Source organism: Oceanisphaera arctica, assembly GCF_002936955.1.
GTDB lineage: Bacteria > Pseudomonadota > Gammaproteobacteria > Enterobacterales > Aeromonadaceae > Oceanimonas > Oceanimonas arctica.
The window spans coordinates 18,144-31,118 of sequence record NZ_MPZM01000005.1 but is presented as its reverse complement, the minus strand read 5'-3'; the positions used below and the strand labels follow the sequence as shown (position 1 = coordinate 31,118).

Below are 12,975 nucleotides of genomic sequence, written 5' to 3'. Positions count from 1 at the left end.
GGGAGCAGAGTTGACGATGACGAAGGTGGCGTTATGCCAGGGGAACCGACTCGCTCTGGCCATCGCTTTCGTCATTGCTTTCGTTGTCTTGCTCGCTGTCACTGTCGGTGACGATGGGAGCGAGGGGCCAGCCGCCTAGCTCTTTCCAGCGGTTGACGATGCGGCAGAACAGATCGGTGGTTTTCTGGGTGTCATAGAGGGCGCTGTGCGCCTCTTTATTGTCGAAGTCCATACCGGCGGCCTTGCAGGCCTTGGCCAGCACCGTTTGCCCTAATGCCAGACCGGCAAGGGTGGCGGTGTCGAAGGTGGCAAAGGGATGAAAGGGGTTACGCTTGATGCCCGCCCGCTCTGCCGCCGCCATTACGAAGCCGTGATCGAAGGAGGCGTTGTGGGCCACCACGATGCCGCGCTGACACTTGTTGGCCTTGAGTCCTTTACGGATACCCTTGAATATCTGCTCCAGGGCTTCCTGCTCGGTCACGGCCCCGCGCAGGGCACTGAAAGGGTCTATGCCGGTAAAGGCCAGGGCGGCGGGTTCCAGGTTGGCGCCTTCGAAGGGGGAGACATGAAAATGAAAGGTCTGATCCGGCACCAGCCAGCCATTCTTGTCCATCTTCAGGGTAATGGCGGCAATTTCCAGCAACGCATCGGTTCTGGCATTAAAACCGCCGGTTTCCACGTCGATCACCACCGGGTAATAGCCCCGAAAGCGTTCGTTAAGCTGAGTTAGCGCTGCAGTTTCCGTCATTATCGTCCTAATTTACCTGAAAAAACCGGGCCGTCATTATGCCAGAGTCGCCCCTCGGCGTCGCCTCTCTCGGCCTGCCAAGCCTTGGGCACCACCGCAGTGGCGTGATCGTGAAGTCATAGTGGCGCAATATTGTGCAAACGGTTCAGGTGCGGGCAAAAAAAGATTGCACCCCGGCAGCGGCTTGCCTACTATATGCCCCGCTCGCCGAGGACGGTAACGGACCGGCAGCCAAGCAAAATCTGGTGAGGTGTCCGAGTGGCTTAAGGAGCACGCCTGGAAAGCGTGTATACGGCAACGTATCGAGAGTTCGAATCTCTCCCTCACCGCCATCTTCAAGAAAAACCCGCTGAGAAATCGGCGGGTTTTTTCGTTTTGGGGCTTTCCGCACCAGTGCTCCACTCCTCGGAATCCACTCCTCGGAATCCACTGCGAAAGGTATCACCAAATCCTGTCTGGCCGCGGGCATGAATGCGCACATCGGCAAGCCGGTGGATATAGAGCAACTGGTGGCCATGCTGCAGTCGTTTAGTGCCAATATCGATGGACCAAAGGTGACCAAGCCGCTTGAGCACCAGGCCGGAACGGATGAGAACATCGACGATGTTATTCGCCGCTTCGGTGGGAGAGCGCATCTGTATCGACGACTGCTGAGGGGGTTCGAGGAAGATGCCGCCGAGCGGCGAGCAGGGGATGACCCTCTTCCGGGAGCAGCGTCCGGATATCATACTGCTGAATGTGGTTATGCCAGGGCTCAGTGGCCATGAAGTCTGTCGCCGGCTGAAAGCGGAGCCGGAAACCCGGGATATTCCGGTTATTTTCGTGACCTCCCAGAGTCAGGAAGCGGAAGAAGTCCTGGGATTTGAAATTGGTGCTGTAGACTTTATTACCAAGCCCATCAACCCGGTGATCGTCTCGGCCCGGGTGCGCACCCACCTGGCGTTGAAGCAGCAAAGCGATATGTTGCGCTCCCTTGCCATGCTCAATAGCCTGACCAAGGTGGCCAATCGGCGCAAATTCGATGAAGAGCTGTCGCTCAGCTGTCGCTCAGCTGTCGCTCAGCTGTCGCTCAGCTGGCGCGCTGCCAGCGTGAAGGACGTCCGTTGTCGCTGGTGCTGCTGGATCTGGACTATTTCAAACGGTTCAACGATATATACGGACATCAGGAAGGAGACAGCTGTCTGATTGCGGTCGCGGAGGCGTTAAACCAGTCTGTTCGGCGACCGCACGATCTGGTGGCGAGGAGTTTGTCTGTATTCTTCCCGATACCGACTTCCGGGGTGCCATCCAGCGATCGGAGGTGATGTAAGCGGCGGTGAGGGCGCTTAACATTGAACATCTGGGCTCGAAGAGTGGCAATCGGGTGACCATCAGCCAGGGCGTGGTAACACTGATACCCACTCCCGACCTGACCCCTCAGGCCTTGCTGGCGGCCGCCGACAGACAATTGTATCGGGCTAAGGAAGAGGGACGGGACAGAGTCTGCGCTATCGAGCTCACCCAGCAGTCGGAGTGCTTTCCCCTGCCAGGCTGATACGCCGCAGCGCAAGGGTGGGAGCAGGCCGCAAGCCACCCGTTTTTTTGGCGTGAGACAAAATAAGGTGATGTGTGCGAAAAACGGACAAAAAAATAGAAAATCGGCTTAGAGTCGAGTTGACCGTCGTTTGCGATATGGCATTGAAAGAAATTAATGGGTTTCAATGGCTTACCCATATTGTTGATTATTCTGACTTTCCTGCAAGTTTAAAGGTTGTATGTGTTTTCGATACAAATGAAAACCTCGCAAGTTTTATCGCCGGCAGCAGTCATAAAGAATTGAATGCCCTGATCCAGAAAAAGCTCTCCGCTGTGGGCATCAATCCAAAATCTGTGGCAGGCGGCATTGCGTATGATACCGAAGAAAACTGCGACAGAGACCATAACGGAAAATGGGCCGACAGGCTGCGTTGAGTATTATCCTGACCAGGGGAAGTTCTTGGAATCGTCGTTACAGCAGGCTCTTGTTTTGAGCCTGCCGTGTCTGCTTCTGTTTCTCTTTAGGCGGTTTTGGTGGTGTTGGACGCTTTAGGATAGTTCTGCGGGAACATGGCACGCTTGCTGGCTTCGTCAAGCTCCGTCTTGAACGAGACATCCTTGCCGACGTCCCGGGCGCGGGCAACGGCGGGGCGGTTGTTGACGCTGTCGAACCAGCGCATCAGGTTCGGATAGGCCTGCGGGACGTCTTCCCCCAGGATGAAGGCGGCCTTGTCGATCCAGCCCCAGACCGAAATATCGGCAATGCTGTAGCTGTCACCGACCATGTACTGGCGGTTCTCGAGGTGCGTATCCAGCACCTCGTAATGACGTTCTGTCTCACGCTCGTAGCGGTTGATGGCATAGGGGATCGTTTCCGGTGCCATGTGCTTGAAGTGTACCGCCTGGCCGGAAAAGGGCCCGACGCCGCTGGCGATAAACATCATCCAGGACAATAGCTCGGCGCGATCCTGCGGGGCGCCTGCCAGATGACCTGATTTTTCGGCCAGGTAGAGCAGAATGGCGGTGGAGTCGAATACCCGCACGCCATTGTCTTCAATGGCCGGCACCTTGCCATTGGGGTTGATGGCGCGAAAGGCGGGGGAGTGCTGTTCGCCTTTGCGGGTGTCGACGGGCACGGCTTCATAGGGCAGACCTGTTTCTTCCAGGTAGAGGGCAATCTTCAGTGGATTGGGTGCACGGTTAAAAAAGAATTTGATCATGGGGGGCTCCGGTATAATTTGAACGTTCATTCAAGCATGGCTTGAGTGAACGTTCAAGTTGATTTGAACATGGTTTGAAGCAAAAGGTATACTTCAGCCAGATGATTCAAGGCAGTAGTGAAAATGACACGAGTACAGTTTGATCGAGAACAGGTGATTCGGGATGCAACCCGACTATTCTGGCAGCAGGGCTTTAGCGGTGCCTCCATTCAGCGGGTCGTCAAGGCAACCGGACTCAAGCCGGGTAGCCTGTACCTGGCGTTTGGCAGCAAGGAAGCGCTTTACCAGACGGCATTGGAACACTATGCCGGTCAGGCCAAGTCTATGCTGTGTCAGGTGCTGGAGCAGGCTCCGTCCATCGGCGAGGGAATATGCCGGCAATTGCTGCGCATGGTGGATGAGGCCGGCAAGGTGGATTACTGCAGCTGTTTTCTGGTGAAAAGCCAGCTGGAGCTGGCCGCATCAGGAGGCGCCCTGCAGCACAAGGTGAGTGTCTACCTGACCGACATTGAAAGCCTTTATGCCGACTATCTGGGGCGCCTCTATGCGCCCGAGCTGGCCCGGCAGTATGCGGCGAGCCTGATGTTGCACATCTTTGGTATCCGGGTGTATGGCTACCTGGGGCATGAGCGGGATGTCATGGTGACGGCCATGAAAGTCGGCCTGCCCTGGCTGCCGTGGGAAGCGAATGAAGAGATTGAGCTTTGTCTATTGTCGAGCTGAGAGAATACAAGTCAGGGTGTTCGACATAATTTTTCAGGAAAGTATTAGAGTACGTCTTTTGAGCCCGGTTCGGCGTACCGCATCGTCTTTTTGAGACACATCAACAAGTTGGCAGCCTCAAAACGGGCTCTTTCGGCTATGCTACTAAATACGAAAACCCCTGTTGCCAAGGACGCTCATGACACACACTCCCGACAAGCTCCCGCTGGAAATGCTGTACTACAGGGCCGAACATCAGCCTGAAGACGTCTATTTGCATCAGCCGAAAGATGGCCACTGGCATCATTACAGCTGGTCCCGGGTGCTGGATCAGGCTTCTCGTCTGGTGGCGGGCCTGAATGCCCTGGGGCTGGCACCCGGCGACAAGGTGGCCTTGCTGTCCAAAAACTGTGCCGAGTGGTTTATCTGCGACTTTGCCCTGCAGATGGGTGGCTTTGTCAGCGTGCCCATCTATCCCACCGCCGGTGCCGACACGGTGCGTTATGTGCTGGAGCACAGTGAAAGCCGGGCCATTATTACCGGCAAGTTGGACGAGCCGAGCGTTCAGGAGCCGGGCATCCCCGAAGGTATTCTCCGTATTGCCATGCCGTATCCGTCCACCATGCATACTCAGCACAGCTGGGACAGCCTGCTGGCGCACGACCCCATAGCACGGCCGCCGGCGCCAACGCCGGATCGACTGATGAGCCTGGTCTATACCTCGGGCAGTACCGGCCACCCCAAGGGCGTGATTATCGACTTTGGTGCCTATGCGGCGGCCTGCCAGGGCATAGTGGAAACCGTGGGGCTGAACAGCGAGGATCGCGCCTTTTCCTATCTGCCGCTGTCGCACATTACCGAGCGCGTCTATGTGCTGGGGGCCAGCCTCTATGGCGGTGTACAGGTTGGCTTCGCCCAGAGTCTGGACACCTTCATCGATGATGTGAAAACCATCTCGCCCACGGTATTTATCTCGGTGCCCCGGCTGTGGACCAACTTTCGCAGCGGCATACTGGCCAGGCTGCCCCAGAAAAAACTGAATGTGCTGCTGAAAATTCCGTTTATCTCCGGGCTGGTCAAAAAGAAGATTCGGGCCGGTCTGGGTCTCGGCGATGCCCGTGTTTTGGGCTGTGGCTCGGCCCCGGTATCGCCGTCGCTGCTGCGCTGGTACGAGCAGATTGACATGCCCATTACCGAAGCCTGGGGCATGACCGAAAACCTGGCCTATTCCACCCTGAATTATCCCTTTCGCTCCGACAAGGTGGGTACCGTGGGCAAGCCTGGCGTTCATGTCGACATTCGCATTGCCGACAACGGCGAAATACTCTGCCGTTGCCCGGGCATGATGCGCGGATACTACAAGCAGGAGTCGGCCACTCGCGAGACACTGCAGGATGCCTGGTTGCATACCGGCGATCAGGGAGCGCTTGACGATGAAGGCTATCTCACTATCACAGGTCGGATAAAAGATGCTTTCAAGACCGCCAAAGGCAAGTATGTACTGCCAGTGCCTATTGAATCTATGCTGACCGACAACGCCTTGATAGAGCAGGCCTGCGTGATTGGCAGTGGTCAGGCGCAGCCGCTGGCCCTGGTGCAGTTGGCTGAGGGTACCGACCTGCACCATAAAGGGCCTGTCGCCGAGCAACTGAACGCGACTCTGGATCATATCAACCGGCAACTGGAATCTCACCAGCGGCTGGGCGGTATCTTGGTGATGCAGGCTCCCTGGACCATAGAAAACAACATCATGACCCCCACGCTCAAGATCAAACGCCACCTGCTGGAGCAGCAATATGCGGATCTGGAGCAGCGCTGGCCGAAGGGAAGCAAGATTCAGTGGGAGCAGCTGCTGCCCGAGAAAAAGTGATTATTGCAAAAACGGAATAATCACTTTTTTCGTTTTACGTAATAACGGCTAATTTGGCTGCAAAAGCTATGTTACCGTCATTAACAGAACACAGATGATTGTCTTTTGTTAGTGGAATCGGGCAGAGGGAAGCTGCCCATTTTTTTTGTCTGTCGTTTACTCCTCTTCGCTTTTTCCCTGCCGATGTCTGACCCAGGTTGACGCCAACCGCTCCCGCATATGCCGATCGATAAATTCGATAAAGGTATTGAGCCGTACCGGCGCCAGTTCTCGATTGTGATACACCATATGAAAGGGTCGCTTGCCGCCCAGCCAGCCGGGTAGCACAGGGCACAGCAGTCCGGCATCCACATGATGCGCCACATAATGTTTGGGCACGTTGACGATTCCCAGCCCCTGAATAGCGACCTTGACTGCCGATTGCATCTGGTTGACCGATAAGCGGGCCACCGGTTTCAGATGAAAGCGGCGACCGTCTTCATTGGTCAGCTGCCAGTTGCGGTGCGGCCAGCACTGGATGATATGGTGCTGATCCAGCGCGTCCGGTTCTTCCGGCATACCTTCGCGTTCCAGATATTGAGGGGAGGCGAAGAGACCGTAGTGCACCTCGCCCAACCGACGGGCCCGCAGGCTGGAGTCCGGCAGCTCGCCGCTGAAGAACACCACATCCAGATCCGTATCCAGCAGGCTGGTATAGTCGTTACTTTGCAGCAAATCGATGCGTATTTCCGGATATTCAAGGCAGAAGTCGGTAATGCCGTCGATCAGGAAGGTGTTGGAAATGGCGATGGGGGCAGCCACCTTGATAAGCCCGCTCATGCGCTGGCGTTGCCCCTGAATATCGCCTGTCACCTGCTCCATTTCGGTCAGCAGCGGGTTAAGTCGTTCATAGTAGCGGCGGCCTTCTTCGGTCAGTTGCAGTTTGCGGGTGGTGCGGCTCAGCAACTTGCAACCCAGCGACTGCTCCAGGGCCGAAATACGCCGGCTAAGGGTGGCGGTGGGCATGGCCAGCTGGCTGGCCGCATGGGAAAAGCCCCCTTGCTGTACCACCTTGATAAACAGGTAAAACGAATCCAGATGTTTCATCAATGGTCTTGTCTATGTTGTTAATTGTGTCGATATTTGTGTTGGTATTTACGCTTGCTGATGGTTCGGCCGCTCAGATGATTGGCTGCAGATAGCGGCGCAGCAGGGCGATAAATTCGGGTGCTTCCCGGTCCAGATTGGACTCGTGTATCAGCAGATCATAGCCATAGAGCTCGCGCAGGTGCGTCATGCGGTGCCCGAGCATGGCGGCCAGCCCCTGATAATCCCGGCCGGCGGCCGAACGATAGTGGCTGTCTTCCACCAACCAGTCTTGCAGATGATGGCGGCTGATGGCGCCATGGCGCAGGGCCATGGCCAGCAGGGGCCTTTGTTCGGTCAGCAGATGAACCACCAGCCGCGGGGTCATCAGCGGCAGAAATTCGTCGTAATCACGGATCTTGATGCCGATGTAGGGCAGGTCGACCAGATCCAGCCCGCTCTGCAGCCTTGGCTGATCCACCCGTATGATATTGCTCCAGTGCAGGCTCCAGCCACCAATTTTGTGATGAAAATGCAGGGTGTCGGCACTCAGAGAAAAACTGTACACCGGCTCGCGCAGTTTGAGAATACCGAGCACCGTCATCACCAGACCGGCCATAAACAGAAAAATCACCACCAGCCGGCCGCGTTCGTCCAGCCAATAGCCGACCAGCAGCAGCGTCAGCATCACGACCAGGCCCGCCAGGGTCAGCGCCAGTCCGTTGCGGCGCGACATGGGCTCTATGTGTTGTGTTTCCCGCACCCTGCCTCCCATTTCGTGCGCGATTCCTTTAAGGTGATGATACACACAGACCGACAGCAAGAGGTAACAATGTCAGCCGCCATCGAGGTGATGCGTCATCACCGTTCTATCCGCAAGTTTACCGAGCAAGCCCTGAGTGCCGACCAGATCGAGGCGATAATGGCATCGGCCCAGGCGGCCTCCAGTTCGAGCTTTTTGCAGGCGTCGGCGGTGATCCGGGTGACGGATCCCGAGTTGAGAACACAGGTGATGGCCCTGTGCGGTAACCAGCCTTACATCGGTGGCGCCGCCGAGTTCTGGGTCTTTTGTGCCGACTTTCATCGTCACTTGCAGTGGGTGCCCGAGGCCAGAACCGGTTTTGCCGAGCAGCTGCTGATCGGGGCCATCGATACCGCGCTGATGGGGCAGAATGCCCTGACGGCGGCGGAGTCACTGGGGCTGGGCGGTGTCTTCATCGGCGCGGTGCGCAACCAGCCCTTTGAGCTTTGCGCTCTGCTGGAACTGCCCAAAGGTGTGATACCGCTGTTCGGACTCTGCCTCGGGTATCCCGCACAGGATCCCGAGCCCAAGCCCCGACTGCCGGCCAGCCTGATGTTTTGTGAAAACGGCTATCCGGCACGCTTCGACGAGGGCCAGATGCAGGCCTATGACGAGCAGGTACAGCAGTATTACCGCACTCGTACCGGTGGTAACAAGGACATGAGCTGGACCGGACAGATAGGGGAGACTCTGGCCAAAGAGGCGCGTCCTTTCATGTTGGAATTTCTGCACCGCCAGGGCTTTTGTTTGCGTTGATGTCATTGTTAGGTGAAGGGATGAAGAGTGGGGGGGAGGCGATGCCTCACGCCTCACCCCTGAAAGTCATGTATTGTCCGATAGCTTGATCACTAGCAAGTCACAGCCGTTGATATCGAGAAAGCCGGTCGAGTGAGAAAACAGGTGACCAAGAAAGGGGCGTTCAAGCTGGCGACCGCAAATCAGCAAATCCGCCTGTTTTTCTTTTACTGCCAGCTGTACCGCCTGGCGAACATCGCCGTGTGGCAAAGACACACTACTGGCATTACGTTGCTCCTCCTTGAGCATCTGCATGATTTCATGACCGCTTTCGAGGCGAAGTTTGTTTTTGAGCTGACGTAAATCCAGGCTCAGACTCCCCATATAAACCCCGCTCAGGTCAGGCTCGACATGAATGATATGCAGCCCGGCCTGATGACACTCAGCCAGCTCTACCGCCCGCTTCAACAGCGGTTTTTCCCTGTGGCTCAGCTCCAGAGCAACCAGAATATTACGATAAGGCATAGTTCCCTCCTTGGAGCCGATGGCATCAATGCCATCGTCTTACAACCAGGATGTTGCTTTATTCATCACTATTAGCCCTGGCATCATCAAATGCAAGAACAGTCTCGCCGCCAGCAGCCGGGGGCCAGCCCACCGGGTTTATCCTCTTTACCCGAGTCTCCGGGGCCAGCGGCTGACTATCGAAGTTCCGCATGACACTTATCGAGATCGGCGGCAGCGGAATTCGCGAGTTTCACTACTACTACCCTTCCTGACAAGCCGGCAAAAGCTGTGTTAATCTTTGCCCATCAGGAGGTCGATTCATGATCCTTATTCTTACACTGGCAGCCCCCTTGTTTGGCGGGCTGTTTTACGTTGCCGCATTGCAAAGTGCCTTGCCGCCTCGTCGCTGGGCTTTGCTGGGCTGCCTGTTCGGGCCGGCGATTTTCCCTTTGTTTATGGCAAGACGACGCTGGTCGTTAGTGTGTGCCCGAGGCATGGCTTACGGCTTGTTGCGGGCCTGAGTTGATCTTGCGCAAGGCCGTTTTCTCTATATATGACAGACTAGGGTCTGTTGACCTTTCGAGATGATTTTTGCAGCAGTTTGTGGGGGCTTGATACAAGGCAGCGCTTATGTCATGTAGTCACTCTACATAAATAAGCGATAACGCAGTAGCAAGACCCCACAAGCGCTGCCCTGCGGGTTCGGCTAAACGCGTTTTACTCGAACAAAATTTAACCGCGAAAGGTCAACAGACCCTATAGCTATTGGGATTTTTTAGGAGTATTTATGAGCGTACTGGAAAAACTCGTCTGGGACGTTCTGGGTTACACCGCCATGCCGCTGATTTTTTTGCTGGGCTTTGTCGGTGTATCAGTCGGGGCCTGTCTGATCCTGATGTGGCTGGATAAGCGTCGGAGCTGACGCCTGCTGCATATTCACGCGTTAGTCTGTATTTTTTCAAACTGGCCTCGGGGCCAGTTTTTTTATCTTTGTTTTCATAATATTGTCATCAGGCCGCACTAGACTCACCTGCGTTTTAAGCCCGAATAAAGCGCCTTAATCTCGCAGAGATCGTAAAAAACGAACGATTTCCGGTGTAATTGTGTTCTTTATGTTATAGCTAAGGATAAGAATAAAAGCAGAGTTCCTGCAACTTGAGCAAAGAGTGAGCTGGATCCTTGAGCACAACAAAATGCAGGGGTATGATGCCCGCCGTTGAAAAAGGCGGGTTCGCCTGAAAGTGAGGTGGAGATGAATATCTTTATCATGCGCCACGGGCAGGCGGCACCGGAAGCATCAAGCGATGCATTACGGCCGTTGACCGTACAGGGAAGGGATGAAACCTGTTTAATGGCGCAGTGGTTGGCACCGCAAGTACCGGTGTTCGATCGTGTACTGGTCAGTCCTTATCTGCGTGCCAGGCAAACCTGGCAGCAGCTCTCAAACTATATTGTCGGTACCCAGGTGGAAAGCTGTGATGAACTCACGCCCAACGCCGATGCGGATATTGCGGCCAGCCTGCTGCTAGCGTACGGCGATCTTCATCCCGGGGGCAACCTGTTGGTGGTCAGCCACATGCCGATAGTCGGTTTTCTGGTCGAAAGTCTTTGCCCGGCCACCATGGCCCCGATTTTCGTGACAGCGGGTATTGCCAGGGTGTCGTTCGGTAAAGAGCAGGGGGCGGTGTTCGACTGGCTGGAAGGACCGCATAATGTGCGTCCTCATTATCAGCAACACTGCCAGGCACTAGGGTCTATGGGATAAGACCTTGAGTTGAGTGATAACAAGAAAACAAAGCAGAGGTGCAAGATGCGTATATTCAACAAATATCAGCCTTTGTTGATCGCCAAGTATGTAAAAACCTTTTTCAGTGGACGGTTATACATTCATGGCCGCGGGGCCTTCAATTACGCCAAAGGGATACTGGTGATGCCGGAGCACGCCGATGAACGGCACCGCATCACGGTGCAGGAAATCAACCAGCTTATCGGCAAGATGCAAGCGCCGGCCGAGGCCGTGTGATCCCACGTTAACTCTCGAATAGCCCTGTCGCTGCAGCTTCAGTTCGCACAGGGCTATGAGTGCTGTCGGTCTACCGTAACCCCTCCCCAACCCTCCCCTTGCGTTGCACTCCGCGGTTATTCCGACGAACCGGAGTTAAAGGGGAGGGAGCAAACCGGCGTCTAATTTACAGATTGACCGTCGAATTGCTCCTCCCCTTGGCTGCGACCCGACAGACATAACAGCGGGTTATCGCCAGGGGGAGGCGGGGTGGGGGTGTCGCGGCGCTGTCTGACAATAGATAGATAGTTCCACTAAATCTCGATTCTCAACAGCACCAGCAGGGCGGCGTTGCCACCCCAGCCACGGGTAGCCTGATGAAAGGCCAGCACCTGGGGGTGTTGCACCAGCCACATCGGCAGCCGCTGCTTTAAAATGTTTTTGCCGTGACCGTGCATGATGGATACACACTTCACATGCTGGCGCCGGGCTGCCACCAGCAGCGCCGATAGTTCTTCCTTGGCCTGTTCTTGGGTCAGACCATGCAGGTCCAGAAAAAACTCCGGCACATAGTCGCCCCGGCGCAGTTTTTTCAGCTCATAGGCCGAGGTGTCGGGGTCGCGATAGCGGGTCGGCCCCTCCTGATCCAGATAAGGCTCGTACACATCGGAAAAAGGATGCGCCTCGGCCCGTTCTTTGCGTACCATTTGCCGCTGTGCTTTCACCTTGACCGGCGCCCGGTGCGGACTTATGGTATCCTGCTTCAATTTGCGGACACCCTGCACCGCTGCCTTAAAGAGCGCTTTTTCGTCGTCTTCGGGGTAAGAGGTGGGGGGCATGTCTGTATCCGATTATTAAAAACAGCCATTTTATCGAGGCGGAGGGGTTTTGGACACGCTTTTTAATGATGAAGCACTCATCGAGCTGCACACTGTAGGCGATTGGTTACGTTTTTCCGTCAGCCGTTTTCAACAGGCCGGCCTTTTTTATGGCCACGGTACCGACAATGCCTGGGACGAAGCGGTGCAGCTGATACTGCCGTTGCTCCATCTGCCCCAGGACTGCCCGCCACAGGTACGGGATGCCCGCCTGCTGACCAGCGAGCGGCAAGTCTTGCTTGATGCCCTCAAGATGCGGGTCGAGCAGCGTATACCCACTCCTTATATTACCCACACCGCCTGGTTTGCCGGTTACGAGTTTCATGTGGACGAACGTGTGCTGATCCCGCGCTCACCCATCGCCGAGCTGATCGAAGGTCGTTTTGCGCCCTGGCTGAGCCTGGAGCCCCGCCGCATCATGGACCTGTGCACCGGCTCCGGTTGCATCGCCATTGCGCTGGCGCACGCCTTCCCGGATGCTGAAGTGGACGCGCTGGATATTTGTCGTGATGCACTCGACGTGGCGGAAATCAACATCCAGAACCACGGCCTGGAGCAGCAAGTCATTCCGATAGAATCGGACCTGTTCTCGGCGTTGCCACAAGGCGACCAATACGACCTGATCGTGGCTAATCCACCCTATGTGGACGCCGAAGACATGAGCGACCTGCCGGAAGAATTTCAGCACGAGCCCGAGCTGGCGCTGGCGTCCGGCTGCGATGGTCTCGACTTTACCCGTCGTTTGCTGGCCCAGGCCTGCGACTTTCTCACCGAAGACGGCATCCTGGTGGTGGAAGTGGGCAACAGCCAGATACACATGGAAGAGGCCTATCCCCAGCTGCCGCTGTTGTGGGTTGAATTCGAGCACGGTGGCCATGGCGTCTTTGTGATCAGTCGTCGCGATCTTGAACCCTTTCGGGACCAGTTTTAA

Annotated in this window: 19 protein-coding genes and 1 tRNA gene; 13 read left to right on the top strand and 7 right to left on the bottom strand. The window is 55.9% G+C overall.

What is annotated here, in order from left to right; genetic code table 11:
- Positions 1–31 precede the first annotated feature (31 nt).
- Complete coding sequence (gene rnt, locus UN63_RS03720) at positions 32–748, bottom strand: ribonuclease T (protein ID WP_104485440.1); 717 nt, start codon at positions 746–748, stop codon at positions 32–34.
- Between the two features lie 244 nt (positions 749–992).
- Here rnt and UN63_RS03715 point away from each other — a divergent pair.
- Positions 993–1,080: transfer RNA gene (locus UN63_RS03715), tRNA-Ser, on the top strand.
- Positions 1,081–1,083: 3 nt separating this feature from the next.
- Here the strand turns inward: UN63_RS03715 and UN63_RS03710 are convergent.
- Complete coding sequence (locus tag UN63_RS03710) at positions 1,084–1,383, bottom strand: hypothetical protein (protein ID WP_104485439.1); 300 nt, start codon at positions 1,381–1,383, stop codon at positions 1,084–1,086.
- Between the two features lie 34 nt (positions 1,384–1,417).
- Here UN63_RS03710 and UN63_RS17170 point away from each other — a divergent pair, with 34 nt between their 5' ends.
- The 4 genes from UN63_RS17170 to UN63_RS03700 all read left to right on the top strand — a co-directional run bounded on the left by UN63_RS17170 (position 1,418) and on the right by UN63_RS03700 (position 2,698).
- Entirely contained in the window at positions 1,418–1,933 is a 516-nt protein-coding gene (locus UN63_RS17170) for a response regulator (RefSeq protein ID WP_219821063.1), read from the top strand.
- Entirely contained in the window at positions 1,861–2,052 is a 192-nt protein-coding gene (locus UN63_RS17455; protein WP_373294569.1) for a diguanylate cyclase domain-containing protein, read from the top strand. Before UN63_RS17170 ends, UN63_RS17455 begins: the two co-directional genes overlap by 73 nt.
- Positions 2,053–2,063: 11 nt before the next feature.
- On the top strand, positions 2,064–2,282 hold the full coding sequence (locus UN63_RS17385; protein WP_219821061.1) for a diguanylate cyclase domain-containing protein: 219 nt from the start codon (positions 2,064–2,066) through the stop codon (positions 2,280–2,282).
- A gap of 74 nt (positions 2,283–2,356) precedes the next feature.
- Positions 2,357–2,698, top strand: coding sequence for a Fis family transcriptional regulator (locus tag UN63_RS03700; RefSeq protein WP_104485438.1), 342 nt, complete (start codon positions 2,357–2,359; stop codon positions 2,696–2,698).
- A gap of 86 nt (positions 2,699–2,784) precedes the next feature.
- Here UN63_RS03700 and UN63_RS03695 read toward each other — a convergent pair whose 3' ends face one another.
- Positions 2,785–3,483, bottom strand: coding sequence for a glutathione S-transferase family protein (locus tag UN63_RS03695; protein ID WP_104485437.1), 699 nt, complete (start codon positions 3,481–3,483; stop codon positions 2,785–2,787).
- Positions 3,484–3,606: 123 nt separating this feature from the next.
- Between UN63_RS03695 and UN63_RS03690 the strand changes: the two genes are divergently transcribed.
- Entirely contained in the window at positions 3,607–4,206 is a 600-nt protein-coding gene (locus UN63_RS03690) for a TetR/AcrR family transcriptional regulator (RefSeq protein ID WP_104485436.1), read from the top strand.
- Between the two features lie 178 nt (positions 4,207–4,384).
- A complete protein-coding gene (locus UN63_RS03685; protein ID WP_229793511.1) occupies positions 4,385–6,055 on the top strand; it encodes an AMP-binding protein in 1,671 nt (556 codons plus the stop codon).
- A 156-nt stretch (positions 6,056–6,211) separates the two neighbouring features.
- Here UN63_RS03685 and UN63_RS03680 read toward each other — a convergent pair whose 3' ends face one another.
- Positions 6,212–7,141 carry a LysR family transcriptional regulator gene (locus tag UN63_RS03680; protein ID WP_104485435.1) on the bottom strand — a complete coding sequence of 310 codons (930 nt, stop codon included), beginning with the start codon at positions 7,139–7,141 and terminating at the stop codon, positions 6,212–6,214.
- Positions 7,142–7,214: 73 nt separating this feature from the next.
- Entirely contained in the window at positions 7,215–7,883 is a 669-nt protein-coding gene (locus UN63_RS03675; protein ID WP_229793512.1) for a DUF2982 domain-containing protein, read from the bottom strand.
- A gap of 69 nt (positions 7,884–7,952) precedes the next feature.
- On the opposite strand from UN63_RS03675, the gene nfsA reads away from it, so the two are divergent.
- A complete protein-coding gene (gene nfsA / locus UN63_RS03670; protein ID WP_104485433.1) occupies positions 7,953–8,678 on the top strand; it encodes an oxygen-insensitive NADPH nitroreductase in 726 nt (241 codons plus the stop codon).
- Positions 8,679–8,744: 66 nt separating this feature from the next.
- On the opposite strand, the gene UN63_RS03665 is transcribed toward nfsA, so the two are convergent.
- Positions 8,745–9,182, bottom strand: coding sequence for a universal stress protein (locus UN63_RS03665; protein WP_181068167.1), 438 nt, complete (start codon positions 9,180–9,182; stop codon positions 8,745–8,747).
- Positions 9,183–9,484: 302 nt separating this feature from the next.
- On the opposite strand from UN63_RS03665, the gene UN63_RS03660 reads away from it, so the two are divergent.
- From UN63_RS03660 to UN63_RS03645, 4 genes are all read left to right on the top strand, one after another.
- Positions 9,485–9,685: a hypothetical protein gene (locus UN63_RS03660; RefSeq protein WP_104485431.1), complete on the top strand. Its 201-nt coding sequence runs from the start codon at positions 9,485–9,487 to the stop codon at positions 9,683–9,685.
- A gap of 266 nt (positions 9,686–9,951) precedes the next feature.
- A complete protein-coding gene (locus tag UN63_RS03655; protein WP_104485430.1) occupies positions 9,952–10,086 on the top strand; it encodes a TIGR02808 family protein in 135 nt (44 codons plus the stop codon).
- A 330-nt stretch (positions 10,087–10,416) separates the two neighbouring features.
- Complete coding sequence (gene sixA / locus UN63_RS03650; RefSeq protein ID WP_104485429.1) at positions 10,417–10,929, top strand: phosphohistidine phosphatase SixA; 513 nt, start codon at positions 10,417–10,419, stop codon at positions 10,927–10,929.
- Positions 10,930–10,974: 45 nt separating this feature from the next.
- On the top strand, positions 10,975–11,187 hold the full coding sequence (locus UN63_RS03645; protein WP_104485428.1) for a DUF1107 domain-containing protein: 213 nt from the start codon (positions 10,975–10,977) through the stop codon (positions 11,185–11,187).
- Positions 11,188–11,480: 293 nt separating this feature from the next.
- Here the strand turns inward: UN63_RS03645 and smrB are convergent, their stop codons facing one another.
- Entirely contained in the window at positions 11,481–12,005 is a 525-nt protein-coding gene (smrB, locus tag UN63_RS03640) for an endonuclease SmrB (RefSeq protein ID WP_104485427.1), read from the bottom strand.
- A 49-nt stretch (positions 12,006–12,054) separates the two neighbouring features.
- Between smrB and prmB the strand changes: the two genes are divergently transcribed.
- Positions 12,055–12,975: a 50S ribosomal protein L3 N(5)-glutamine methyltransferase gene (gene prmB / locus UN63_RS03635; RefSeq protein WP_104485426.1), complete on the top strand. Its 921-nt coding sequence runs from the start codon at positions 12,055–12,057 to the stop codon at positions 12,973–12,975.

Bases quoted from the DNA above. Each gene is read 5' to 3' on its own strand.
- rnt (WP_104485440.1), bottom strand. From the start codon at position 748: ATGACGGAAACTGCAGCGCTAACTCAGCTTAACGAACGCTTTCGGGGC.
- UN63_RS03710 (WP_104485439.1), bottom strand. From the start codon at position 1,383: ATGCGCTCTCCCACCGAAGCGGCGAATAACATCGTCGATGTTCTCATC.
- UN63_RS17170 (WP_219821063.1), top strand. From the start codon at position 1,418: ATGCCGCCGAGCGGCGAGCAGGGGATGACCCTCTTCCGGGAGCAGCGT.
- UN63_RS03695 (WP_104485437.1), bottom strand. From the start codon at position 3,483: ATGATCAAATTCTTTTTTAACCGTGCACCCAATCCACTGAAGATTGCC.
- UN63_RS03690 (WP_104485436.1), top strand. From the start codon at position 3,607: ATGACACGAGTACAGTTTGATCGAGAACAGGTGATTCGGGATGCAACC.
- UN63_RS03685 (WP_229793511.1), top strand. From the start codon at position 4,385: ATGACACACACTCCCGACAAGCTCCCGCTGGAAATGCTGTACTACAGG.
- UN63_RS03680 (WP_104485435.1), bottom strand. From the start codon at position 7,141: ATGAAACATCTGGATTCGTTTTACCTGTTTATCAAGGTGGTACAGCAA.
- nfsA (WP_104485433.1), top strand. From the start codon at position 7,953: ATGTCAGCCGCCATCGAGGTGATGCGTCATCACCGTTCTATCCGCAAG.
- UN63_RS03665 (WP_181068167.1), bottom strand. From the start codon at position 9,182: ATGCCTTATCGTAATATTCTGGTTGCTCTGGAGCTGAGCCACAGGGAA.
- UN63_RS03660 (WP_104485431.1), top strand. From the start codon at position 9,485: ATGATCCTTATTCTTACACTGGCAGCCCCCTTGTTTGGCGGGCTGTTT.
- UN63_RS03655 (WP_104485430.1), top strand. From the start codon at position 9,952: ATGAGCGTACTGGAAAAACTCGTCTGGGACGTTCTGGGTTACACCGCC.
- sixA (WP_104485429.1), top strand. From the start codon at position 10,417: ATGAATATCTTTATCATGCGCCACGGGCAGGCGGCACCGGAAGCATCA.
- UN63_RS03645 (WP_104485428.1), top strand. From the start codon at position 10,975: ATGCGTATATTCAACAAATATCAGCCTTTGTTGATCGCCAAGTATGTA.
- smrB (WP_104485427.1), bottom strand. From the start codon at position 12,005: ATGCCCCCCACCTCTTACCCCGAAGACGACGAAAAAGCGCTCTTTAAG.